Here is a 22696-nt window from a genome sequence, read left to right on the forward strand (position 1 = left end):
GGTGGTCACTTCCCTAAGATCCCAGGCGTCATTGCGGCCCGACGGGCTTCCCCACGTGGACATGCCCCCATCCGCACGAGTCACTCGTGCCCTGGGGGATCCACCTCGTGTCCATGCTCCTGCTGAAACTGGCAGCGCGGGATCTGCTGAACCTGAACTCGCGACGCCGGATGGTGCCCCATCTCGCCGCGAGGTGGAAGCACTTCCTCAGCACCGACGCTTCGTTGACCGAACGTTCCGCCTGGGCAGAGAGCCTGGTGCATCTTGCCGAAGATCTGGTCGCCGCCGACCGTGGGAACGTCGAGATGGTCGTCGAGTGTGCGGCCACACTCGACGAGGCCGACCGCGCCGGGGACTCGCGGCTCATAGACGTCGTCCTCGTGGGTCATCATCCCGAGGAGAACGGGCTGTCCGTCCAACTCGTCGAGCTGAAACGGTGGTCGACGGTGACCCGGGTGGAGCGAGCCACCGCGGAACTGGTGCATGTCCCCGGTGTGGGGGAGAAGAAGCATCCGGCGCTGCAACTGCGCGAGTACTACGAGGCGTTCACGGGTGACAGAGGTCCGCTGCACGGACTGGACTACGAGTGCGGCGGCTTCGCCTATCTGCACAACGCCACCGACGCCTCGGTGCTCCCGCTGGTCGGCGTGGACGCGCCGACCGGTTCCTACGCCCGTGTCTACACGAATGACCGCCGTGCCCAACTGCTGTCGGACCTGCGGAGCAGCTTCGCCGCCGACGGTGCCGACTCTGCGGCCGAGATTCTTTTGCGGAGCATGGGCCTGCGCAACACCCCGCTGCTCGACGCCATGATCCGCTCCAGCGGCGAGGACACGGTCTTCACCTTGCGCGGTCGTCAGAAGAAGGTCGCGGACCAGATCCTCGACACGGCCGCCAAGGTGCTTCCTGATCCCCGGCGGCCCGCGCTCCTCCCCGACGAGCGACGGGTGGTGTTCCTCGTCACGGGCGGTGCCGGCACGGGCAAGAGCGCCATCGGTCTCCAGCTCAAGGCTGAACTGGAGGCCGATGGCCGCACGGTCAAGTACGCGAGCGGTAGCAGGGCCTTCAACGGCGCGCTGCAGGAGCATGTCGGCTTCGGTGACCGGGAGTTCAAGGAGACCTTCACCTACTTCAGCAACTTCGTCACCCCGCCCGACCCGCCGCTGGACGTGCTGATCTGCGACGAGGCCCACCGCCTGCGCGACCGCTCCACCAACCGCTTCTGGAAACCCGAGGACTGGGGCACCAAGCCTCAGGTGGACGAGCTCCTCGACGCCTCCCGGTTGACGGTGTTCTTCCTCGACGAGGGTCAGTCCGTGCGCCCGCAGGAGGTCGGCACCGCCGCTCTCGTGGAGGACGCGGCACGGCGCTACGACGCCCACCTGGTCCGTAGCTGCCTGCGGGAACAGTTCCGGTGCGGCGGCAGCGACGCCTACATCCGCTGGGTGCGCGGCGCGCTGGGGGTGTCCGACGCGGAGCCGGAGCTGTGGACCCCGGACGGACTGATGCACGTCGAGGTCGTGGACAGCCCGGAGGAACTCGAGCGGATCATCCGTTCCGAGGCCGGGGCGGGAGCATCAGCGCGCATGGTCGCCGGATACTGCTGGCCCTGGACGAAACCCCTGGGCAAGGAGAAGCGACTTGAACCCGACGTCCGGATCGGTGCCTGGCACCGGCCGTGGAACGCGGACAGCGAATCCTTCTGCGAGAACAAGACCGTCCCGCCCTCCAAGATCTGGTCCGTACACGAGAACGGCCTCGGCCAGATCGGCTGTGTGTACACCGCGCAGGGCCTGGAGTGGGACTGGTGCGGCGTGATCATGGGCGAGGACATGGTGCGCCGAGGTGATCGCTGGGAGTTCCGTCGGGGCAAGGAGAGGGCGGACAAGGAGGCGGGCGTCAAGCGGGTAGCCGTTCCCGGGTCGTTCGATCCCAAGGTGAAGCCGAAGAGCGTGGACGATGACGAGTTCGCCCGCCTCGTCCGGCACGCCTACCACGTGCTGATGACCCGGGCGAGCCGGGCGACCGTGCTCTACTCCACGGACGAGGAGACCCGGGACTACCTGAAGGGGCTCGTCGGCGGCGTCGAGATCCACGGTCTGCGACCCACCTGGGAGAACCTGCCGGAGCAGGCGCGACAGCCACACCTGCCCCGTCCCGGCCGAGGTCGGCGCCGCCGCAGGAAGCGTCAGAAGAAGGACACTCCGCCCGGGGAGATGCGTCTTTTCTGAAACGGTGGACCGGTACGTGGAGTGGCGGGCTCCCGGGCCCGCCACCTGCCGGTCAGAAGACCAGGCGCGCTACCACGGTAAGGACCGTCACCAACAGATTGGTGATGACTCCCACCGTGACGTCGACCAGAATCTGACGAATCCGGTCACGACGTGCAAGCGTGTACTCAACGGGGTTCATCGGTTTCCACTCCTGAGCGTGAGCTGGGAATGGCAGGGATCGCCCTACCGGGCATCCGCAGTCACACCGCGTGTGGCACGCGGTGGAGACCACTCATCGCTCATCGCCGAGGACCGGCACCTGGAACACCGCCGACGTACCCTCCGGGAAGGTGCGCAGCGGGTAACCACGTTAGTGCACGCGCCAGTTGGCGCAGATCGATTTTGGAAGCCGCGGTGTCTCCACCCGGGCGCCGGACGCTATGGCGCCGGGCTGGACGTCGTCGATCGCGATGACATCGGCTGTGTGGAGCACAGCCAGGGCCCGGCGGCCCAGCGTCGTGCGGCAACGCCCGTGGTAGCGTCGGTATACAAACTGTATGCGATGTCTGGGGGTTGCCGTGGCGTCCGGTCGGGAGAAGGCCTACGCGTATCTCAAGGACACGGTGCTGACGGACCCCGAGATGCAGGGGGCCTTCGTGTCGGAGCAGGAGCTCGCCGATCGTATCGGTGTCTCTCGCACCCCCATCCGCGAGGCGCTGCTGCTGCTTGCCGCGGAGGACCTGGTCGAGCTCGTGCCCAAGCGCGGTGCCCGGGTGGCGCCGCTGACGGGGCGCGAGGTGCGGGAGTTGATGGAGCTGCGTGGCCTCGTCGAGCGGTACGCGGCCGAGCGGCTCGTCGCGGCCGGGCGGGTCCCCCTGGAAGAGATGCGCTCCCTGCTGGAACAGCAGCGCGCGCTCACCGGTGCCGAGGAGACCCGGGAGTTCATCGCCGTGGACCACCGGTTCCACGCAACCCTGGTTTCGGCCGTCGGCAACACCCTTCTGGACCGGCACTACGACGGCCTGCGCAGCCGCCAGGTCCGTGCCGGGGTGGTCGCCGTCTTCAACCAGCAGGGACGGCAGAAGGCGGTGCTCGACGAGCACGAGGCCATCGTGGACGCCCTCGCCGCCGGTGACGCGCGGGCCGCGTGCGCGGCCATCGACCACCACCTGGGGTCGACCCTCAAGGTTCTTCTCGACGGCTGAGACCCCGTCACTGAGGGACGCTCCCGTGCCCCCGATATCAGGCGTACGTGATCACGAGCATCGTCACGCCCTCCGGTGAATTCCACGGTCCGTGTGGCATGCCCGGAGGGCGACAGGCGTACATGCCCGCCCTGAAGGTGCGGTCCAGTGTTTGGTCGTGCAGCGTGCCGTCGACCAGGTACACCTCCTCCCATACGTCGTGCCTGGTCACGCCCGCAGCCGACGTGTCGGTGCCCGGTGCCCAGCGGACCAGCGCGGTGCGTCGGCCGCTTTCCGGGTCCTCGGACAGGACGCACTCCTCGATGCCTGGGCCGGCGCCGGCCGGGGCGCGCCAGGGTCCGTCGGGGCGGTGGAACTCCAGCTCGGGTCCGCTCAACGCCATACCTCCGGCCGCCGGTTCGCCAGTACGGATGTCTTCTCGCGGACCGTGTCGACCTCGTCGACGTCCAGGTCCGTCACCAGTAGTTCCGGCTCGGCGCCGAGGGAGGCCCGTACCGTTCCGTCCGGGCCCGCCACCAGGCTGTGCCCTATGCCGGTCGGCACCGGGCCCGGGCCGGTGCCGGGGTCGGCCTGGCCGACGGCGGCGATCCAGACGGTGGCGTCCAGCGCTCGGGCCCGCACCAGCAGTTCCCACTGGTCGAGCTTGCCGGGGCCCGCTCCCCAGGAGGCCGCCAGGAGCGTGCCCACCGCTCCGGCGTCGGCGTGGGCGCGGAACAGTTCGGGGAAGCGGACGTCGTAGCAGGTGGCCAGGCCCAGGCGGACGCCGTCCACGTCGATCACGGCGGGGCGGGAGCCGGGGGCGACGGTCTCGGACTCGCGGAAGCCGAAGGCGTCGTAGAGGTGGATCTTGTCGTACGACGCCTCGACGCCGGGGCCGGTGGCCAGCAGGGTGTTGGCCACCCGACCCTCGTCGGCCGGGGTGAACATGCCGGCCACGACGACCGTGCCGGTCGCCCGGGCGATCTCGCGGACCCCGTCGGCCCACGGCCCGTCGAGGGGCTGGGCGAGCGGGGCCAGCGGCGTGCCGAAGCAGGCCATCGACGCCTCCGGGAAGACGACGGCACGGGCTCCGGCGTCCGCGGCGCGGCGCGTCCACTCCTCGACGAGGCGCAGGTTCTTGTCGGGGTCGGGGCCGGTGGTGAGCTGGCTCAGGGCGATCCGCACGGGCGGTGCCTCCCTCTGGGAGTCGGGGTCGGTGGCCGTTGTCAGTGGGGGAGAGGGGCGTCCGCCGGGGTCCCGGGCTTCGGTGCGGCCAGCTGTGCGTCCTCCTCTACGGCGGCGTCGGGGTCGCGGCCCAGGAGGACGCCCACCACGGAGACCGCCGCGGCGAGGGCGATGTAGACGGCCAGCGGCACCCAGCTGTCGTAGGCGCTCAGCAGGGTGGTGAACAGGAGCGGGGCGATGGCGCCGCCGATGATCCCGGCCAGGGTGTAGGCCAGCGAGGAGCCGGTGTAGCGCAGCCGGGGCGAGAACTGCTCGGCGATGAAGGCGGCCTGCGGTCCGTAGAGACAGCAGTGGATCACCAGGGCGACGACGACTCCGGTGGCGAGCAGCGGCCAGGAACCGCCGGCTGCCATCGGGAAGAACACGAACGGCCACACTGCGGCGGCGATCGCTGAAACGCCGTAGAGCAGGCGGCGGTTGACGCGGTCGGAGAGCGCGCCGGCCAGCGGCATCAGGAAGACCTGGACCGAGGAGCCGATGAGGACGGCCGTGAGGGCCGAGCCGCGCGACATGTCGAGTTCCTGGGTGGCGTAGGTCAGCACGAAGACGGTGAACATGGCGTACAGCACGTCGGGGCCGACCCGGCACAGGATCGCGGCGGTGAGGGCGCGGGGCTGGGTGGTGAAGACCTCGCGGATGGGGGCCTCGGGCCGGGACTTCTCGGCTTCCATCGCCTTGAAGACCGGGGTCTCCTCCAGCTTGGCCCGGATCCACAGCCCGAAGGCGACCAGTACGCCGGACAGGAGGAACGCCACACGCCAGCCCCACGACTCGAACTGCGCCTCGGTCAGCAGTGCGCCGAGGGCGGCGAGCACACCGTTGGCGAGCAGGTTGCCCGCGGGCGGGCCCACCTGGGCGGCCGAGGCGTAGAAGCCCCGGCGGCGCGGGTCGCCGAACTCGCTGGACAGCAGTACGGCGCCGCCCCACTCGCCGCCGACGCCGACGCCCTGGGCGAAGCGCAGCACGACCAGCGCGATCGGCGCGGCCACGCCGATCGTCCCGTAGGCGGGCAGCAGGCCGATCAGGAAGGTGGCCACGCCGATCAGGACGAGTGTGGCGATCAGCACCTTCTTGCGGCCGATCACGTCGCCGAGCCGGCCGAAGACGAATCCGCCGAGCGGGCGGGAGAGGTAGCCGACCGCGTACGTGGAGAACGCCAGAAGCGTGCCGGTGAGCGGGTCTTCCGAGGGGAAGAACAGATCACCGAACACCAGGGCCGCGGCGGCTGAGTAGACGGCGAAGTCGTACCACTCCAGGGCCGTGCCGGTGAGGCTCGCGACGAAGGCACGGCGGACGCCGGAGCGCTTCTCCGCGGCTCCGGCGTCGCTCGCCGCGGCTCCGACGTGGCTCTTCGGGGCTCCGGCGTCGCTCTTCGGGGTGTCGTGCATGGGGCCCATCCTTGCTCCGGGGACATCGACCTTCCGGCATACTTCTTGTATACAGGTCGTATGCGCAAGCCCTGCGCCGGAAGTTAACCGCGGAGAAATCAGGATCCGCGGGGCCCCTTCCCGATCCCTGTTGCCTGTTCCCCGATCCCTGGGAGTGCCCTCATGGCCGTGCTGACCTTCGAACTGCCCGACGGATCGACGCGCGAGGTCGATGTCGTCCGGGTCCTCAACGCCGGGTACGCCGGGCGCAGCCAGGAGGACGTCGCCGCGCACGTCGCGGAGCTCGCCGAGCTGGGCGTACCGGGCCCGTCCGTGACGCCGGCGCTCTACCCCGTCTCCCCGTACCTCGCCCAGCAGACCGGCCGCGTCGCGGTCCAGCACGGCCGCACCTCCGGCGAGGCCGAGTGGGCGCTGGTCGTCGCGGAGGGCGGTGAACTGCTGCTGACCGCCGCCTGCGACCACACCGACCGCGACCTGGAGGTGCACGGGGTCGCGTGGAGCAAGAACGCCGGCCCCGATGTCCTGGCCCGCCGTGCCTGGCGCCTGGCCGACGTGGAGACCCGCCTCGACGAGCTCACCCTGCGTGCCTGGGTCAGCCACGACGGCACCGAGACCGAGATCCAGGCCGGGACGCTGGCCGAACTCCTCGCCCCGGCCTACTGGGTCGACGTCCTGAGGTCTCGCGGCGAGCTGACGCCCGGGACCGTGCTGATCTCCGGCACCATCCCGATGGCTCCCGGCGTCGACCAGTTCGCCGACGGCTGGCGCGTCGAACTGGGCGACCCGGCCGGCGGCGACACCATCAGCCTCGCCTACGACGTCCGGCCCATGCCGGAGCCGATCGGCTGACACGCCTGAGTTTGTCTCCCAACTGAATCGTCCCGCTACGAAAGTCGCTTGTGGGTGCCTCCGTCCGGATGATGGGGTCGCACGGTGACCGACCACGAAGAGGCTGCGACTGTCCGGCCGTTGACCCTGGCTTGGGTGAACCGGCACCTGGAAGTCGGCGAACGGATCGTCAGAATCGAGGCGCTGCACGGCGGTGCCACCGCCGAAATGCGGCGGCTGACCATCGGCACGCGGGACGGAGGCACCCGCGACCTGGTGCTGCGGAGCTTCGTCGACCCGTTCTTCGTGGAGCACGCCGAGGACGGTCTGAACAGGGAGACTGGCGCCCTGACCCAGCTCCCGGGGACCGGCGTGCCGGCTCCCGGACTGGTCGCGGTCGATCCGACCGCCGCGCAGTGCGAGTATCCGTCGCTCCTGATGACCCATCTGGCGGGCCGGACGGTCCTCGACGACGAGGGACTGGAGACGCGCGTCCCTCTGCTGGCCCGCCAACTCGTCGCGATCCACGGGGTGCGGCCCGCCGAGCGGCCCCGGAAGTATGTGACGTTGACGACCGCCGACACCGTCGTGACCCCGAAGGGCGCCGACGCCGCGGCATGGGCCGCGGCGATCGACGTGATCCGGGGGCCCGTGCCGCCCTATGAAGGGCGCTTCCTGCACCGGGACTTCCACCCCGGCAACGTGCTGTTCGAGGTGCCGCCCTCAAGGCCGGCAGGTGCCCGGATCACCGGAGTCGTCGACTGGGCAGCGACCTCCTGGGGTCCGGTGGATCTCGATGTGGCGCACTGCTCCACCAATCTCGCGCTGCTGCACGGCCCGGCGTGGGGTCTGCGGTTCGCCGAGGCGTACGAGGAGGCCGGCGGCGTGCTCGCCGCGGCGGCGAGCGAGCGGCTGTACTGGCGGGTGCGGGACGGGCTGGCGTTCTCGGAAGAGGTGCGGTTGGTGGCGCGGCCATGGCGGGAGGCGGGGAGGACGGAGCTGACGACGCGGGTCGTGGAGGAGCGGCTGGATGCCTATGTCACCGGCTTGATGGACGGGCTGGGCTGAGCCGAGGCGACCGCACTCCCAACTCGGGCACCTCTCGCTGACCGCACTCCCAACTCGGCACCCCTCGCTGCCAGGACCCGAGCCTGGCGGCGAGGGGTGCCCGAGTTGCTGTTCGCTACGCGAGGAGGAAGATGGAATATCAAGGCTGACGATCTCGATGAAGGCGCGCCGACAGAACACGGAAGCCTCTACTGAATTCGCCACTGTATCGCCATGTGCGGGCCCGCGATCGCTATGTGCAGGCCCGCGCGAGGCCACGGCGTGCAGCTTCTTTCAGGGGTGACGGTGATGACAGAAGCGCAAGAGAGCGGTCTGCAGCTTTCCCAGATGATCTCGGCGCTCCGTGACGAACTTGAACAGGCCCAGCTGAATGCAGAAGGGGAAAATCTGCGATTCGGCATTTCTGGCGTCGAAGTCGAAGCCACTGTCCAGGTCTCCAAGGAGTGGGAAGGCAAGGGCGGTGTGAGGTTTTGGGTCATCGAGGCGGGTGGCGGCCGAACGAAAGGTAATTCCACGAGCCAGCGGATCAAGTTGGATCTGACTGTGCCCGACGGTATGCGAATTGCCGATCCCAAGGGGAACGTGCAATGACGCGTTTGAACGCCGAGTCTCTTGTCTGTGTCGAGACAACCGAGAAACGCGGCTCCGGTTACTTGCTGGCACCCAACCTCGTACTGACGGCAGGGCATTGTGTCGAGCCGAAGGGCACCCTGGTCGATGTCAAGAGGTTCAAGCGCAACGCGGACGGTCGATACGACCTGACGGACCCGCACACCTTCGAGGTCAAGGTGCACGGCGGGAACAGCGGGAACAGCGGGAACGGCGGGAACGGCGCTTCGGGCGAACAGGAAATCGATTTCGCGCTGCTGGTCAGTGCCGACGAAGACCCGTTCACGGTAGGTGAGAGCGCTTCGTCCGAAGAAGTGCGGCTCGGCCGTCTCGTCGGCACGGACGCCGTTCCGGCGCAGGCCCTCGGTTTCCCCAAGGCTCAGATCGGCTCCGGCCGCATGAACGTCGAGGACGCCCGCGGCACCGTGCGTCCGCTGACCGGCTCTCGCTCGGCGAACGATGCCGGTGTCCTGATCGAGAGGCTGAACTTCCAGGTCGAGAGCGGGGTGCCGACGAGCCGTCCGGGACCGTCGCTGTGGAGTGGCATGTCCGGCTCGGCCCTGTTCAGCGGCGATCACCTGGTGGGTGTCGTCGTGGAAGACCGCGCATCCATCAACGGTCGACTGCACGTCGTCCCCGTCAGTCGAATATTCGGCAGGCAGGGACGGCCGGACGCGAACCAGTGTCTCGACCGGGCACGCGGGCTCGACCCGGCGACACGGGTGCAACTGGACCCGGTGTGGGCGGGCGGTGATGTGCTGCGACCGGCCTACGAGCCCATGCCGATCCGGTACCAGTGGTCGGAGGCGGACCTCCTGCGAGCCCGCCACGACGTCGTACCTTTCCGAGGCCGGAAGGAACAGCTCGGGGAGCTGACCGACTGGTGCGAGCGGAACACCGAGCGGCCCGTGCACGTGCGGCTTCTGTTCGGGGACGGTGCCGTGGGCAAGACCCGCCTCGCACGGGAGTTGTGCCGCCGGATGGGCGACAGAGGCTGGATCGCAGGAATCATCGATCCCGTCGATCTTTTGCGCTTCGGATTCTCCCAACTCCTCGACCTGGCGGAAAGTCGGCTGGTGGTCGTCGATGACGCCGACGCGTACGCCGGCCAGCTGAACGCTCTCCTCGACGAGGCCGTAAAGGATCGGAGCGGTTTTCCGCTGCGCATACTGGCCATTGCCCACAGTGATGGCCAGTGGTGGCAGGCGCTCAGGCGGCGATATGAGGCACTCCTGGAGGAACGCGACCCCCCACTCCGCCTTACCGCTCCGAAGCTCGAAGGACGCAAAGCCGTCTACGACGCCGCCCTGAAATCCTTCACCTCCTGGTACCAGCACAAGGAATCAAAACAGAATTCGGACGCCGGTCGGAAGAACGGCGATTCCCCGTCGGCGCAGGAGCGGCTGGACCGAGAGGGGGACGGACCGGATCTCGAAGAACCTGACTTCGCCAGCTATCTGCTCGTCCTCATACAGGCTCTGGTGGACGCGCGCGCACGTATCGGCATCGAGGAGAGCAGCGCGGTCGTAGGCGGTCCCCGGCCGATCTCCCTGCGAGCGGCACTGCTGGACTACGCCATTGACGTGGAGCGGGAAGCGTGGCGGAAAACGGCCGGCCAAGCAGGGCTCTACAGCGATCCGGTGCTTCTCGAACGGGTCGTCGCCATCTCCAGCCTGGCAGCGGCTGACGGCACCGAAGAAGGCGCCGGTGAGACCGAGGCCGCGCGCCGGCTGCGGCTGGTTCCCGATCTCGCCGACGAACCGGAGTGGCGCAGGCGCGCGTTCGCCCGCTGGCAGCACACGCAGCTCAGCGGGGAAGGCTATCTGCGTACGCTCCAGCCGCTGCGACTCGCCGATCGCCTGGGAAGCAAGGTGATCGCGGCGTTCCCGGACCTGGCCATGCAACTGCTCGATGTCGAGGGGACCGGCGACGGCACGCCCCAGGAACCCGCCGCACAGTCACGCCAGGTGCTCAACGTGCTGCAACTGCTGCAGTTCACCATGGCCGACGACGGCATGGCCGCGGACGGGCCCGGCACGGAGAAGGACGGGACTCAGCCGGCATCGCAGCCCGACGCGGAGCAGCACAAGGCGCGCGAGGCCCTGGCCGGGGCGCTCCATGAGCATGCGGCCGCCCTGGTCCGGCTGGTCAAACGCGTCGCGGTCACGGATCAGGACGACTCCGCGCATGCCATCGGCACGTCCCTGGCCGCCGCACTGAATTGCACGCTCCCCAAGGAGTCGGCGCAGGAGGTCTCCGCCCAGGTACTGCGGGAGTTCGACGTGTCCTGCCCCGATGCCCTGCTGGAGCTGGCGACGGCCGTGGCGGAACGCGCGGTGCAGTACCACCGGCGCGCCGCCGCCGGACCGCCCACGCGCGAGAGCCGCAGAGGACTGGCCCAGGCCCTGCAACGGTGGTCGCTGTACCTGGCCAGTTCGGGCCTGCGCATCCGGGCGCACAGTGTCGCCGGGCAGGCCGTCGACACCTACCACGCGCTGCAACAGCTCAGTCCGTCCGAGGAACACGAGTTCTACCTGGCCGAGGCACTCAAAGACCTGGCGGACCGGCTGGTCGACGTCGGGCGGTTCGAGGACGCCGACAACTGCGCCCGCGATGCCATACGGCGCCTGGAGCCGGTGTTCCAGCGCAACCCCACCCGCGGGCACTCCTTCGGTCTCGTGAAGGCCCTGTGCACCCTGGCCACGGCGGCTCACGGCACCGGGCGCCAGCGCGAGGCGTTGCAGGCGGCGACCGAGGCATGTGACCTGATCGGGCAGTTGCCGGAGGAACGCGAAGGCGACGCCGAGCACGGGCCGGACGAGATCCAGGGCATGAAGGCGTTCGCGTTGCGCGGCCTCGCCTGGCAGCTCGGCGCGAGCGGACGCGTCGACCAGGCGGTGGCGAAGGCCACCGAGAGCGTCAAGGCGTACGAAGCACTGCGCGAGAGGTGTCCCGGCCTGTGGAAGCGGGACATCGCCGAAGCCCTGTCCGTCCTCGGCGTCCAGCACGCCGCCAGGGAGGAGTGGGACGACTGCGTCGCCCGGCACAGCGAGGCCGTGAACGACTACTACAACGCGCTGGAGCGGGAGTACCGCGAGGCCGTACGTCCTCAACACGCCCTCGCGCTGGTCCGGTTGGCGGACGCGTACCTGGGCAGAGCGCGTTCCCGGTCGTCCGAAGGCCAGCACGAAGGCCAACACGAAGGCCACCACGAAGACCTGCGGGAGGCGCAGGACCACGTGGAGCAGGCGTTGGACCAGTACGACCGGATGCGCAAAGAGGACAGATGGGCCAACCGCGTCCACGAGGCGTGGACCAGCCGCCTGCAAGCGGAAGTACTGCTGGAACTCGGCACCACGGACCGCCGGGCCGAGGCCGCGGCCCGGAAGGCGCTGTCCCTGTACGACGAGATGGACGTACGCGCCTGGAAGCTCAGGTTCGACAGAGCACGCGCACAGGCGGTGCTGGCCGAAACGTACGGGGGCCGGGGGCGCCCCCGGGGCAAGGTCCTGCGCGCGCACGAGCAGGCCAAGGACGCGTTCGCCCGGCTCGACGCCGAGGAGCCGGGGCGGGCCGAGGCCGCGGTGCGGAAGGTCGAGAACGCGATCGAGGACCTCAAGCAAGCGGGTCCGCCCGTCCGGCCCCGTGCGGAGTCCGCGGCGAACCGGTCGGGCAAGCGGCGCAAGCGCCACCAGCCGAAGCCCCGCCTCCGCAGCCGTCAGCGCACTCATACGCGTCGGAGACACCGGTGAAGCCCCGGGGCCGAGGTGCGGGGGAGCGGCTACGGCCCGCTACTGGATCGAACGGCACTGGATCGGACGCCACTGGATCGGACGGCCTCGCCGTCGCCGACGCAACGACCGGGAGCTAGCCAAGGAGTACCGCGATGAACAAGCAACGACCCGCCGCACCACGTTCCACAGCCGCGTACCGTACGTCACTGCCCTGGCGGATCGTCACCGCCGGCGCCGAATACGTGGACCGGCGCATCGGCTGGGACAGACTGCCCGTCCTGCCGGGCCTGTTGACGCTCCTCGGACTGCGCGTCAAGCTCCGGCAGAAGAACCTCCACGACACCGGCCACCTGCCCTCGGTCGATCCGCCCGATCCCGCGCCCCCCTCCGGGACCCACAAGGTCAACCGGACCGTCGACGGCAGCCACAACGATCTCGACGAGCCGCGGATGGGCATGGCGGGCACCCGCTTCGGCCGGAACATCCCGCTGGACCGGATCGCACCGGCCACCCCCGAGGACGTACTGTCCACGCCGAGCCCGCGCGAGGTCAGCCGCGCCCTGCTCACCCGCGACGAGCTCACCCCCGCCGAATCGGTCAACTCCCTGGTCGCCGCCTGGCTTCAGTTCATGGTCCGTGACTGGTTCAGTCACGGGACCAGCCCCACGGAACAGCCCTGGGAAGTACCTCTCATGGACGACGACCCGTGGCCGGAACACCCCATGCGGATCATGCGGACACCGGACGACCCGACCCGCGACCCGCAGGCACCCGCGGGGACGCCCGACACCCGCGTCAACGTGTCCTCCCACTGGTGGGACGCCTCGCAGATCTACGGGACGAACGAGACCGAGCAGCGCCTGATGCGCGCCGGCGAGCTGGGCAAGCTGCACCTGTGGGACGACGAGCAGTCCCCGGTCCCCTCGGACCCCTCCCGGGACCCCTCGCACATCCCCGGCTTCTGGCTGGGCCTCGCCATGATGCACGACCTGTTCGCCCGTGAGCACAACGCGATCTGCGATCACCTGCACGGCGCGTACCCGTCCTGGAACGACGAGGAACTCTTCCAGCGCGCCCGGCTCGTCAACGCCGCGCTCCTCGCCAAGATCCACACCGTGGAGTGGACACCGGCCGTGATCAGCCACCCCACCACCGTCACGGCACTGCGCGCCAACTGGTGGGGCCTCGCGGGCGAGCGCGTCCACCACCTCTTCGGCCGGATCAGCGACAGCGAGGTCGTCAGCGGCATCCCCGGCGGGGAAACGGACCACTACGGCGTCCCGTACTCCCTCACCGAGGAATTCGTGGCCGTCTACCGCATGCACCCGCTCATCCGTGACGAGTGGCATCTGCGCGCCGCCGCCGACGACGCCAGCCTGCGCCACTGCACCCTCCGCGACATCTCGGGCCCCGGGGCACTGAAGGCCCTGGAGACCACCGAGATGGCCGATCTGCTCTACAGCTTCGGCACGCTCCACCCCGGACTGGTCACCCTGCACAACTTCCCCAGGTTCCTCCAGGAGTTCGAGCGCCCGGACGGACATCTGCAGGACCTCGCCGCCACCGACATCCTGCGCTCCCGGGAGCTGGGCGTCCCCCGCTACAACGAGTTCCGGCGGCTGCTGCGGCTGAAGCCCGCGGCGGACTTCGCGGAGCTGACGGAGAACCGGGCGTGGGCCGAGCAGATCCAGCGGCTCTACGACGGCGACATCGAGAAGGTCGACCTCATGGTCGGGCTGTACGCGGAGAAGCTGCCGACCGGATTCGCCTTCAGCGACACGGCGTTCCGCATCTTCATCCTGATGGCTTCACGCCGGCTGAACAGCGACCGCTTCTTCACCGAGTACTACACCCCCGAGGTGTACTCCAAGGCCGGTATGGCCTGGATCGACGACAACTCCATGATCACGGTGCTGCTGCGCCACCACCCGGAGCTGCGTACGGCTCTCGCGGGGCTGACGAACGCCTTCGTGCCGTGGCACAACGCCGGAAGGACGGTGGACTGACATGGCAGCGATTGACAGGTCCCGCGAGGAACGGGAGCACCAGGTCGCGGCGGCTGCCGCGCGGTACGACGAGACCGGTGACGAACGGCGGGCGGTCGAGCGTCAGCAGGACGCCGGGGTCGCCTTCCCCGATTCGCAGGAGGCGCTCGCGGCGCGCGCGGCCCGCCTGCTCGACCGGCACGCGGTGCCCGCCGCCATGGTGGTGGAGGCCGTCCGGGCGGAACCACTGGCCGAGTCCGCAGCGTACGAACGCATCCTCGGGGTGTCCAAGGATCTGCAGGCATGGAGCTTCCTGCCGCGCGGCGCCCGGGCGGCCCGCACCGTCGCCCGGATCTCGGCGCGGGAGAACGGCCGTGAGCTGCCTGTCGGAACCGGCTTCCTGGTGTCGCCGAGCCTGCTGCTGACCAACCATCACGTGCTCCCCGACGCGGAGGCCGCCCGGCAGAGCTTCGTGGAGTTCGAGGCCCAGGTCAGTGTCGACAACACACCTCAGCCACTGACGCGGCTGGAACTCGACCCCGACGGCTTCTTCGTGGCGGACGCGAGGCTCGACTTCGCCCTGGTGCAGGTCGCCCCGGGCCCGGACCAGCGGCCCCCGGGCGAGACGTTCGGCTGGAACCGGCTCAGCGTCCAGACCGGAAAGCTGGTGATCGGTGAGCCGGTCAACGTCATCGGCCATCCGATGGGGCGCCTGAAGGAGATCGCCGTACGCGACAACCTGCTCCAGGTGCGCCTCGACGACTTCATCCACTACAAGACGGACACCGAGCCCGGCAACTCGGGCTCTCCCGTCTTCAACGACCAGTGGGAGGTCGTCGCTCTCCATCACAGCGGTGTGCCCAGGACCGACGAACAGGGCCGCGTCCTGCGCAGTGAGGGAGAGGTCTGGCAGCCCAATGACGGCGATGACGCCATCGACTGGGTGTCCAACGAGGGCGTACGCATCAGCTCCCTCCTGAAGCACCTCGCGGCCCTGCCCCTCACCTCCCGGCAGCAGGCGCTGCTGGCCGAGATGGGCCCGGAGTCGGGGCTGGGTGTCGCGGAGACCGCCGTCGGTCCGATGGCGGCTCCCGCTCCCGCTCCGACGCCCACTCCCACCGCCGCAGCGCCACGCCCGTCTGTCGAGAGGGTCCCTGTGCTCAGGGGCCTGCGTGCCCGGGACGGCGCGTTCGGCGGCAGACGGCACCTGGTCTTCCTGCACGGCCGCTCCCAAGAAGAAACGAACCCGGAGGATTCGCGCCGGGAATGGACGGCCGGACTCAACCAGGGGCTCGTCCGCGCCGGGCTCGCTCCGGTCGACCCGGCGGACGTCTGGTACCCCTACTACGGCGACAGGCTGGTGCAGGCCCTGGCCGCACACGAGGCCGTCCCCCACTTCACCGAGGCGCCGACCGCCAGGGCCGCGGAGGCGGTCGCACCCGCCACCCCCACCGCCCGCGCGGTGTACGAGGAGATCATCGGCGAGGCGGCCACGAAGTGGGACATGCCGCAGGAGGGCCCGATGGCCACCGAACGGTTCGGCCTGGACGGCGTGGTCGGGGCCCTGCAGAAGCGGCTGAGCTGGCTGGCCGCCAGGAGCGACCTCGATGCCTGGGCCATCGCCCTGGTCTTCCGTGACGTGGCCGCGTACCTCGACGACCGCCGGATCCGGGACGAGGTCCTGGACTGCGTACTCGAGACGATGCCGGACTCTGGGGACGTGGTGCTCGTCAGTCACAGCCTCGGCACGGTCGTCGCCCTGGATCTCGTCACGCGGCTGTCTCCCGGAGTGAACCTCGTCCATCTGACCACGGCGGGCAGTCCCCTCGGCATGGACAGCGTGTACGGCAGGCTGCTCGTCGGCGGGCCCAAGCGCCCGGACATCGTGGCGGACTGGCTCAACGTCTGGTGCCCGACCGACGCGGTGGCCATCGGCTGCCCGCTGCGCGACGACTGGGCGGACGGACTGTCCGACCTCGCTGTCGTCAACGCCCGCGACCGGGCGCACAAAATCGTCGAGTACCTCGCCCACGCCGAGGTCGCCCGGTCGATCGGCAGCCACCTCGTCGGCTGAACCCGAACCGCCCGGTCCTGATGGAGGCTCAGGCCTGTCCCGAGCCTCCATGTGGAGTCGCGAGCAGCGACGGCGTGCCGCCCAACTCGCCTGCACGGCGGAAGGGTTCCGCAATTCAAATTAGGAATATTCAACGAATGGAGTCCGTTTCTCCCTGTCGCACTGTTCTCGGCTCCGCATTAGGATGGCGGTATGAAGACAACCGAGTTCTATGAAGTAAGGGAGGGCGATGCGCTCTCCGTAATCGCGAAAAGGTTCCATGTGACGCTGGCTCAGATCCTGGAGTGGAACCCTCAGATCACCAATCCGAATCTCATACACCCGGGACAGCGGGTCCGTGTGGCCCCACCGGGCGGAGAGCCTGACGGCGAGTACGAGCCCTACCCGGGAAAGGACTTCTTCCAGTCTTCCGTGAGTAGCCCGGTAATCGAGGCCATGGGCTATCGCCTCATCGAGGAGGGTTGCTCGGCATACTCCGGCGGACCCGACTACCAATGGAGCGAGGCGGACCAGAAGTCCTACGCCAAGTGGCAGCGCAAGCTCGGCTTCTCAGGTGCGGACGCGGACGGAACTCCCGGTAAGCAGTCGTGGGACAGGCTCCATGTGCCCGCCATCTACGAGTGAACAACTCGTCCCGGGCACCAACGGAGACTGGCAATGGACCATTCTGTGGCGGGCCCGGAGGGCCATTCGGATCGCACGCGCCGACGGGTCGCGACCGGGTTGCATTTCCGACCCCCGCGATCGGCATGGCGTGCACGGGCCAAGACCCGTATCGCCTATCTCGAGGCGCAGCTGAATCATGAGAATGCCGAGCCGTGTTCCGACGATCGTAAGGCCTTTATCGACGGAGCAAAAAGCCATCTGGGAAAGGCCCGCTTCGCGGCCGACGAAACATTCGGATGGCGGCGGCCATGGTCGGGTTCAACCGCCCGCGAAGGCGTTTGGTCGAATGTGCGCAGCGCCGAGGTGCTCCTGCTCCAACTGGCTTCCAAAGCGGAAGCCGTCGGCCGCGCAAGCGAGGTCATGGCGCTGGCCAAGCTCCATCTGGACAAGGACGACCCACTGCGCGTCAGACTCGCCCAGCGGATCCGATTCATCGTTTCCGGCAAGCTGACGGCGAGCGACAGGGATCTCCTGGCCCGGGCGCTCGACGGCGCGAACAACGCTCTGGACAGCGAACTCGCCCGAGTCCACAGCCTGCGCAACATGCTCTGGACCGCCACGTTCGTCGTTCTTCTCGGCGTTATGGGCATCGCCCTCTACGGCTGGTTCTCCCCCAGCTCGCTGAGCTTGTGCTTCACACCCAAGGTCAGCCCGGGCGGCGTGAACCAGATGGACGTCGTGTGCCCCAGCATGGAGTATTCCGACGTGTCGACAAGCACGGCTCCCAGCAGCAAGGCTCTGCCGAGGGACATCCTCACCGTCGAGATCGCTGGGCTGGCCGGCGCGGCGCTCACGGTCATCGCCTCGCTGCGTCGGATACGGGGTACCAGTGCCCCCTATATGTTGCCCCTGGCGTCGGCGGTCCTGAAGTTCCCCACCGGCGCGCTGTCGGCCTTCCTCGGAGTGCTGCTGATCAGGGGCGCCTTCGTCCCCGGACTGAGCGACCTGGACAGCAGGGCGCAGGTTCTCGCCTGGGCCGCGGTCTTCGGCGCCGCGCAGCACCTGGTGACCCGCCTGGTCGACGATCGTGCCCAGATGACCTTGTCGGAGGTAAGCATGCCCACCGACGCGGCGGTCGACCCGGAGAACGCCGCCGTCAAGGAGGACCGCGAGGTGGAGGAGGCCGACACTCCCGCGTCGCGGACCGCCGTCTGGGCCGACGGTGGGCAGGCCCCAGGCCCGGACGGCGAACGTGCCCGGGAAGCACCGGCGGACCAACCTTGACGGCATGCCTCGCAGTAGCCTGCGGCAGGATCAGCCGACAGGCGCACTGGCGGCGCGGCCCGCGGTGTGGTCGAGCGGGCGCGGACAGAGACGGGTCGCGTGAAGGCCGTACGGGCGGGCCGGGTCAGACCGATCCGGCGGGCTGCTGTCCGGCCGCCGCCTTCAGCCGCTTGCCCGAGTGTCGGCCCGCCCGTGTGTCATTGCGCTTGCGGTGACTTCCTTGCGGGCGGCCGTGGGTCCCGGTGCTTCGGCCGTACACCTCGGTGTTGTCCGGGTTCACGAAGCCCTGGCCCTCGTTGTCCCTGACCAGAAAGGGTTGTGCAAAACGTTTTGGATCCTTAGCGTCCGGTTCGGACGGAAGGATCCGCATCATGCGCCGACTGATCGTGACCTCCTGCTCGGTGCTCGTCGTGCCCGAGTCGGGCCCCTGCCGGGTGGAGCCGGACCAGGACATCGTGGTCGAGGACGGAGTCATCGCCTGGCTGGGCCCGGCGGGCTCCCGACCGGACGCCGTTGGACCGGACGCCGCCGGGGCCGTCACCGCCGGCGCGGAGATCGTCGACGGTACGGGACTCGTCGCCGTACCCGGCCTGGTGAACGCCCACACGCACGGCCCCATGACGCTGATGCGCGGCGCCGCCGAGGACGTGAGTGTCGAGGACTGGTTCAACGAGCGGGTGTGGCCCATGGAGGTCAACCTCACCCCTGCCGACGTCGGGCTCGGTGCGGAGTTGGCGTGTGCGGAGATGCTGCTCAGCGGGGTCACCACGTTCGCCGACCACTACTTCCACGCCGAGCGGATCGCCGACGCCGTCGTACGTACCGGAATCCGCGCCGACATCGCGCCGACCTACTTCAGCAGCCGGGGCCGGGCCGCCCTGGAGGAGAGCGCCGAGGTCGCCGCCGCCCTGCACGGTGCCGGTGGCGGGCGGGTCACCGCGTCGCTCGGCCCGCACGCGCCGTACACCGTCGACGACGCGGATCTGGTCCGGATCGCCGAGCTGGCCCGGGAGTTGGGCCTGCGGGTCCATATCCACGCCGCCGAGCATCTGGAGCAGACCGAGTCGAGTCTCGCGCGGCGTGGGATCACCCCCGTCACGGTGCTGGAGCGGACCGGTGTGCTGGACGCGGGCGCGCTGATCGCGCACGGGTGCGGCATCGTCCCGGACGACCTGCCGACGCTGGCGGCGCACCGGGACCGTACCGGCGTGGCCTGCTGTCCGAAGGTCTATCTGAAGCACGCGCTGCATCCGCTCACTCCGGTACGGAGCCTGCTGGGCACGGGAGTTGCCGTCGGGGCCGGGACCGACGGGGCGGCAGGGCACAACACGCTGGACGTGTGGGAGGCGATGCGGCTGGTCGCGCTGACCCAGAAGCAGGCGGAGCGTGACGCCACCTGGATGACGGTCTCCGACACCGTCCGGCTGGCCACCCGCGGCGGCGCCCGGGCGCTCGGACTCGGCGACCGGATCGGCGCGCTGGAGCCGGGCAGGGCCGGAGACATCGTGCTGGTCGACCTGGGCGGACCGCACTGCCGGCCGGTGCACGACCCGGTGGCGGCCCTCGTCTACAGCGCGCGGGCGAGCGATGTGCGCACGGTCGTGGTGGACGGGCGGGTCGTCGTGCAGGGCGGGCGGCTGCTGACGGTGGACCTGCCGGAGCTGCTCGCCGAGATCGAGGCCCGCGTGCCCGCGCTCCTTGACACCTCGCACGGCAGGGCGGTGCAGCACTATGACCCGTGATCCTGACGAGGAGGCGGGCCGCCGACGGGTGCGGCGGCCCGCGTCGATCAAGGACGTGGCCGCCGCCGCCCGGGTCAGCCCGACCACCGTGTCGCACGTGCTCAGCGGCAACCGGCCGGTCGCGGAGGAGACCGCCGAGCGGGTCCGTGCGGTCGTCAGCCGGCTCGGCTACGTACCGGCCTCGACGGCCCGCAATCTGCAGGCCGGTTCGACCAGCGTCATAGGGCTGCTGGTGCCCGACATCACCAACCAGTTCTTCGCCGAACTCGCCAAGGGCGTCGACGACGCCGCCCACGACCTGGGCTACGGCGTCATCCTCTGCAACACCGAGTTCGACCCCGACCGCGAGGACCGCTATCTGGAGATGCTCCGCGGCCGGTTCATCGACGGCATGGTGTACGCGTCCGGCTCGCCGCCCTCCCGCGGCCGACTGGCCTCACTGCTCGGCCGGTTCCCCATCGCCCTCGCCGACGAGGTCGTCCCCGGTCTGCTGGAGCAGACCATCCTGGTCACCGCCGACCACCGCGCGGGCGGCCGGCTGATCGGGCAGCACCTGCGGGAGCTGGGCCATCGCCGGGTGCTGGCGATCAGCGGCCCGGTGGACCTGGTCAGCAGCCTGGAGCGGATCGCCGGTTTCCGGGAGGCGTTCGGCGACGCGGGCGTCACCGAGGTCGAGGGCGCCTTCGTCGAGCGGTCCGGCTACGACCTGGTCGCCGCGGCCCTGGAGAACGGCCGCCCGCGTCGCTTCACCGCGGTGTTCGCCGCCAACGACCTGATGGCACTCGGCGCGGTCGCCGCCCTGGAGGACGCGGGCCTGCGCGTCCCCGACGACGTCTCGGTGGCGGGCTTCGACGACATCATGCTCGCCTCCCGCGTCCACCCCCGCCTCACCACCGTCCACCAGCCCGCCTACGACGTCGGCCGCACGGCAGGCGCCCAACTCCTCAGCTACGTCCACCGCGACGAGGTGCCCCCCGCCTCCCGGCACATCCTGCCGGTCCGGCTGAAGGTCCGCGCCAGCACGGCTCCCGTGCGACCGCCTCTCTGACCCACCCGTGCCCCGCGCCTCACGCCTCCGGCTGGGGCGCCGACGCTCCGCCACCGCACCCCCACCACACACACCACTTGAAAGGCCGTGCCGCGATGCCCCATGTCCTCGTCGTGGGTGAGTCCTGGTTCACCCACTCCGTCCACCAGAAGGGGTTCGACTCCTTCTTCACCTCCGAGTACGTCGAGGGCGCCCAGGTCTTCCTCGGCGCGCTGCGCGACCGCGGCCACACGGTGACGTACGTACCGGCGCACGAGATAGCGAGCAGGCTGCCCGCCACGGTCGAGGGCCTGGAGTCCTACGACGTCGTCGTGATCAGTGACGTCGGCGCCAACAGCTTCCAGCTCACGCCGGAGACCTTCGTCCGCTCGGTCCCCGTACCGGACCGGACGGAAGTGTTGCGGGCCTACGTCGAGCGTGGCGGGGGCCTGCTGATGGTGGGCGGCTACCTGACCTTCACCGGCATCGACGCCAAGGCCCGTTGGGGGCGCACCCCGCTGGCGAGCGCGCTGCCGGTCGCTCTGCACGACCGGGACGACCGCGTGGAACTGCCCGCCGGGGCCGCGCCACGGGTCGTCGCCCGGCACGAGGTGGTCGACGGGCTGCACGGGACCTGGCCGGATCTGCTCGGGCTCAACGAAGTGGCGGTACGGGACGGGGCGGAGCTGCTCGTCGAGTGCGCGGGCCATCCGCTGCTGGCGGTCGGCGGTTACGGCGCGGGAAGGTCGGCGGCCTTCACGTCCGATCTGGCGCCGCACTGGGCCCCGCCCGCGTTTCTGGACTGGAAGGGCTATCCCGAGCTGTGGGACCGGCTGGTCCGCTGGCTGGCCCGGACCCCGGTGGGGGAACTGGCCCAGGCCCCGGTGGGGGAGCCCGCCCAGGCCCCGGTGGGGGAGGACGTCTGATGGGCACCCCGCACATCTCCGCCGCCCCCGGTGACTTCGCCCAGGGCGTGCTGATGCCGGGCGACCCGCGCCGTGCGCGCCGGATCGCCGAAACGGTTCTCGAGGACGCCCGGCTGGTCACCGACGTGCGCGGCATCGAGGGATACACCGGAACGTACCGAGGCGTGCCCCTGTCCGTCCTGGCCTCCGGCATGGGGATGCCGTCGGTCACGATCTACGCCACCGAGCTCTTCCGCTTCTACGGCGTGCGCAGCATCGTGCGGGTGGGAACCGCGGGCGGCATACCCGCCTCGGTGGGTCTGCGCGACGTCGTCGTGGCCACCGCCGCCCACACCGACTCCGCGATGAGCGGCCGCCGTATCGACGGGGTGCAGCTGAGCCACGCCGCCGCCTTCGGCCTGGCCACGGCCGCCGCACAGGCCGCCGGGACCGGGACCGGGGACGTGACCGGAGGGGGCGGCGCCGGACCGCGCGTACACGTAGGGCCCGTGTTCACCAGCGACCACTTCTACCTGGAGCGTCCCGCACTGTTCGAGCGGCTGGAGGCGCACGGCACCCTGGCCGTGGAGATGGAGGCCGCGGGCCTGTACGCGACCGCCGCCGCCGAGGGCGGTCACGCGCTCGCCGTCCTGACCGTCAGCGATCACGTGCGCCGCGCGGAGGCGCTCACCGCGGCCGAGCGCGAGACGGACTTCGACCGGGCCGCCACCATCGCCGCCACCGCGCTGCTCGCGGAAACAATTTACTAACACACGACCCCATAGCCAAAACGTTTTGCATTGC

18 protein-coding genes and 2 pseudogenes are annotated in these 22696 nt (G+C 69.9%); 15 read left to right on the top strand and 5 right to left on the bottom strand.

Annotated elements, in window-relative coordinates; translation table 11 throughout:
• The first annotated feature begins 113 nt into the window (after window positions 1-113).
• Window positions 114-2231 carry a DUF2075 domain-containing protein gene (locus OHA11_RS33790; RefSeq protein ID WP_266507645.1) on the top strand — a complete coding sequence of 706 codons (2118 nt, stop codon included), beginning with the start codon at window positions 114-116 and terminating at the stop codon, window positions 2229-2231.
• 52 nt (window positions 2232-2283) lie between these two features.
• On the opposite strand, the gene OHA11_RS33795 is transcribed toward OHA11_RS33790, so the two are convergent.
• Entirely contained in the window at window positions 2284-2412 is a 129-nt protein-coding gene (locus tag OHA11_RS33795; protein ID WP_266502802.1) for a DUF6408 family protein, read from the bottom strand.
• Window positions 2413-2791: 379 nt separating this feature from the next.
• Here OHA11_RS33795 and OHA11_RS33800 point away from each other — a divergent pair, with 379 nt between their 5' ends.
• Window positions 2792-3418 carry a GntR family transcriptional regulator gene (locus OHA11_RS33800; RefSeq protein WP_266507647.1) on the top strand — a complete coding sequence of 209 codons (627 nt, stop codon included), beginning with the start codon at window positions 2792-2794 and terminating at the stop codon, window positions 3416-3418.
• 37 nt (window positions 3419-3455) lie between these two features.
• On the opposite strand, the gene OHA11_RS33805 is transcribed toward OHA11_RS33800, so the two are convergent.
• The 3 genes from OHA11_RS33805 to OHA11_RS33815 are packed head-to-tail and all read right to left on the bottom strand — an operon-like array spanning window position 3456 to window position 6030.
• Window positions 3456-3794 (bottom strand): cupin domain-containing protein, encoded by a 339-nt coding sequence (locus tag OHA11_RS33805; RefSeq protein ID WP_266502804.1) that lies wholly within the window; start codon window positions 3792-3794, stop codon window positions 3456-3458.
• A complete protein-coding gene (locus tag OHA11_RS33810; protein ID WP_266502805.1) occupies window positions 3791-4582 on the bottom strand; it encodes a carbon-nitrogen hydrolase family protein in 792 nt (263 codons plus the stop codon). The genes OHA11_RS33805 and OHA11_RS33810 overlap by 4 nt, the downstream gene beginning before the upstream one ends.
• Before the next feature lie 41 nt (window positions 4583-4623).
• Entirely contained in the window at window positions 4624-6030 is a 1407-nt protein-coding gene (locus OHA11_RS33815; protein ID WP_266502806.1) for an MFS transporter, read from the bottom strand.
• 162 nt (window positions 6031-6192) lie between these two features.
• Here OHA11_RS33815 and OHA11_RS33820 point away from each other — a divergent pair, with 162 nt between their 5' ends.
• The 9 genes and pseudogenes from OHA11_RS33820 to OHA11_RS33860 all read left to right on the top strand — a co-directional run bounded on the left by OHA11_RS33820 (window position 6193) and on the right by OHA11_RS33860 (window position 18218).
• Window positions 6193-6879 carry a DUF2848 domain-containing protein gene (locus tag OHA11_RS33820; protein WP_266502807.1) on the top strand — a complete coding sequence of 229 codons (687 nt, stop codon included), beginning with the start codon at window positions 6193-6195 and terminating at the stop codon, window positions 6877-6879.
• Between the two features lie 84 nt (window positions 6880-6963).
• Window positions 6964-7926: a phosphotransferase family protein gene (locus OHA11_RS33825; RefSeq protein WP_266502808.1), complete on the top strand. Its 963-nt coding sequence runs from the start codon at window positions 6964-6966 to the stop codon at window positions 7924-7926.
• Between the two features lie 261 nt (window positions 7927-8187).
• Entirely contained in the window at window positions 8188-8517 is a 330-nt protein-coding gene (locus OHA11_RS33830) for a trypco2 family protein (RefSeq protein ID WP_266502809.1), read from the top strand.
• On the top strand, window positions 8514-12287 hold the full coding sequence (locus tag OHA11_RS33835) for a serine protease (RefSeq protein WP_266502810.1): 3774 nt from the start codon (window positions 8514-8516) through the stop codon (window positions 12285-12287). Before OHA11_RS33830 ends, OHA11_RS33835 begins: the two co-directional genes overlap by 4 nt.
• Before the next feature lie 134 nt (window positions 12288-12421).
• Complete coding sequence (locus tag OHA11_RS33840) at window positions 12422-14275, top strand: peroxidase family protein (protein ID WP_266502812.1); 1854 nt, start codon at window positions 12422-12424, stop codon at window positions 14273-14275.
• A 1-nt stretch (window position 14276) separates the two neighbouring features.
• Window positions 14277-16328, top strand: a complete 2052-nt coding sequence (locus OHA11_RS33845; protein WP_266502813.1) for a serine protease — start codon at window positions 14277-14279, stop codon at window positions 16326-16328.
• Between the two features lie 192 nt (window positions 16329-16520).
• A pseudogene (locus OHA11_RS33850) lies at window positions 16521-16658 on the top strand (LysM domain-containing protein); the annotation flags it as partial.
• Window positions 16659-16952, top strand: a pseudogene (locus OHA11_RS33855) (peptidoglycan-binding protein); the annotation flags it as partial. It abuts the pseudogene before it with no gap.
• 33 nt (window positions 16953-16985) lie between these two features.
• Window positions 16986-18218 (top strand): hypothetical protein, encoded by a 1233-nt coding sequence (locus OHA11_RS33860; protein WP_266502814.1) that lies wholly within the window; start codon window positions 16986-16988, stop codon window positions 18216-18218.
• Between the two features lie 124 nt (window positions 18219-18342).
• On the opposite strand, the gene OHA11_RS33865 is transcribed toward OHA11_RS33860, so the two are convergent.
• Window positions 18343-18591 carry a hypothetical protein gene (locus OHA11_RS33865; RefSeq protein ID WP_266502815.1) on the bottom strand — a complete coding sequence of 83 codons (249 nt, stop codon included), beginning with the start codon at window positions 18589-18591 and terminating at the stop codon, window positions 18343-18345.
• Here OHA11_RS33865 and OHA11_RS33870 point away from each other — a divergent pair.
• From OHA11_RS33870 to deoD, 4 genes are all read left to right on the top strand, one after another.
• The gene (locus OHA11_RS33870) at window positions 18590-19960 is read left to right on the top strand and encodes an amidohydrolase (RefSeq protein WP_266502817.1); all 1371 of its coding nucleotides are present in this window, start codon (window positions 18590-18592) and stop codon (window positions 19958-19960) included. The genes OHA11_RS33865 and OHA11_RS33870 overlap by 2 nt on opposite strands.
• Window positions 19950-21008, top strand: coding sequence for a LacI family DNA-binding transcriptional regulator (locus OHA11_RS33875; protein WP_266502819.1), 1059 nt, complete (start codon window positions 19950-19952; stop codon window positions 21006-21008). The genes OHA11_RS33870 and OHA11_RS33875 overlap by 11 nt, the downstream gene beginning before the upstream one ends.
• Window positions 21009-21085: 77 nt before the next feature.
• Window positions 21086-21913 (top strand): glutamine amidotransferase, encoded by an 828-nt coding sequence (locus tag OHA11_RS33880; protein WP_266502820.1) that lies wholly within the window; start codon window positions 21086-21088, stop codon window positions 21911-21913.
• Window positions 21913-22662: a purine-nucleoside phosphorylase gene (gene deoD, locus OHA11_RS33885; protein ID WP_266502822.1), complete on the top strand. Its 750-nt coding sequence runs from the start codon at window positions 21913-21915 to the stop codon at window positions 22660-22662. The genes OHA11_RS33880 and deoD overlap by 1 nt, the downstream gene beginning before the upstream one ends.
• Window positions 22663-22696: the final 34 nt, after the last annotated feature.

It is taken from the genome of Streptomyces sp. NBC_00878, from assembly GCF_026341515.1.
GTDB lineage: Bacteria > Actinomycetota > Actinomycetes > Streptomycetales > Streptomycetaceae > Streptomyces.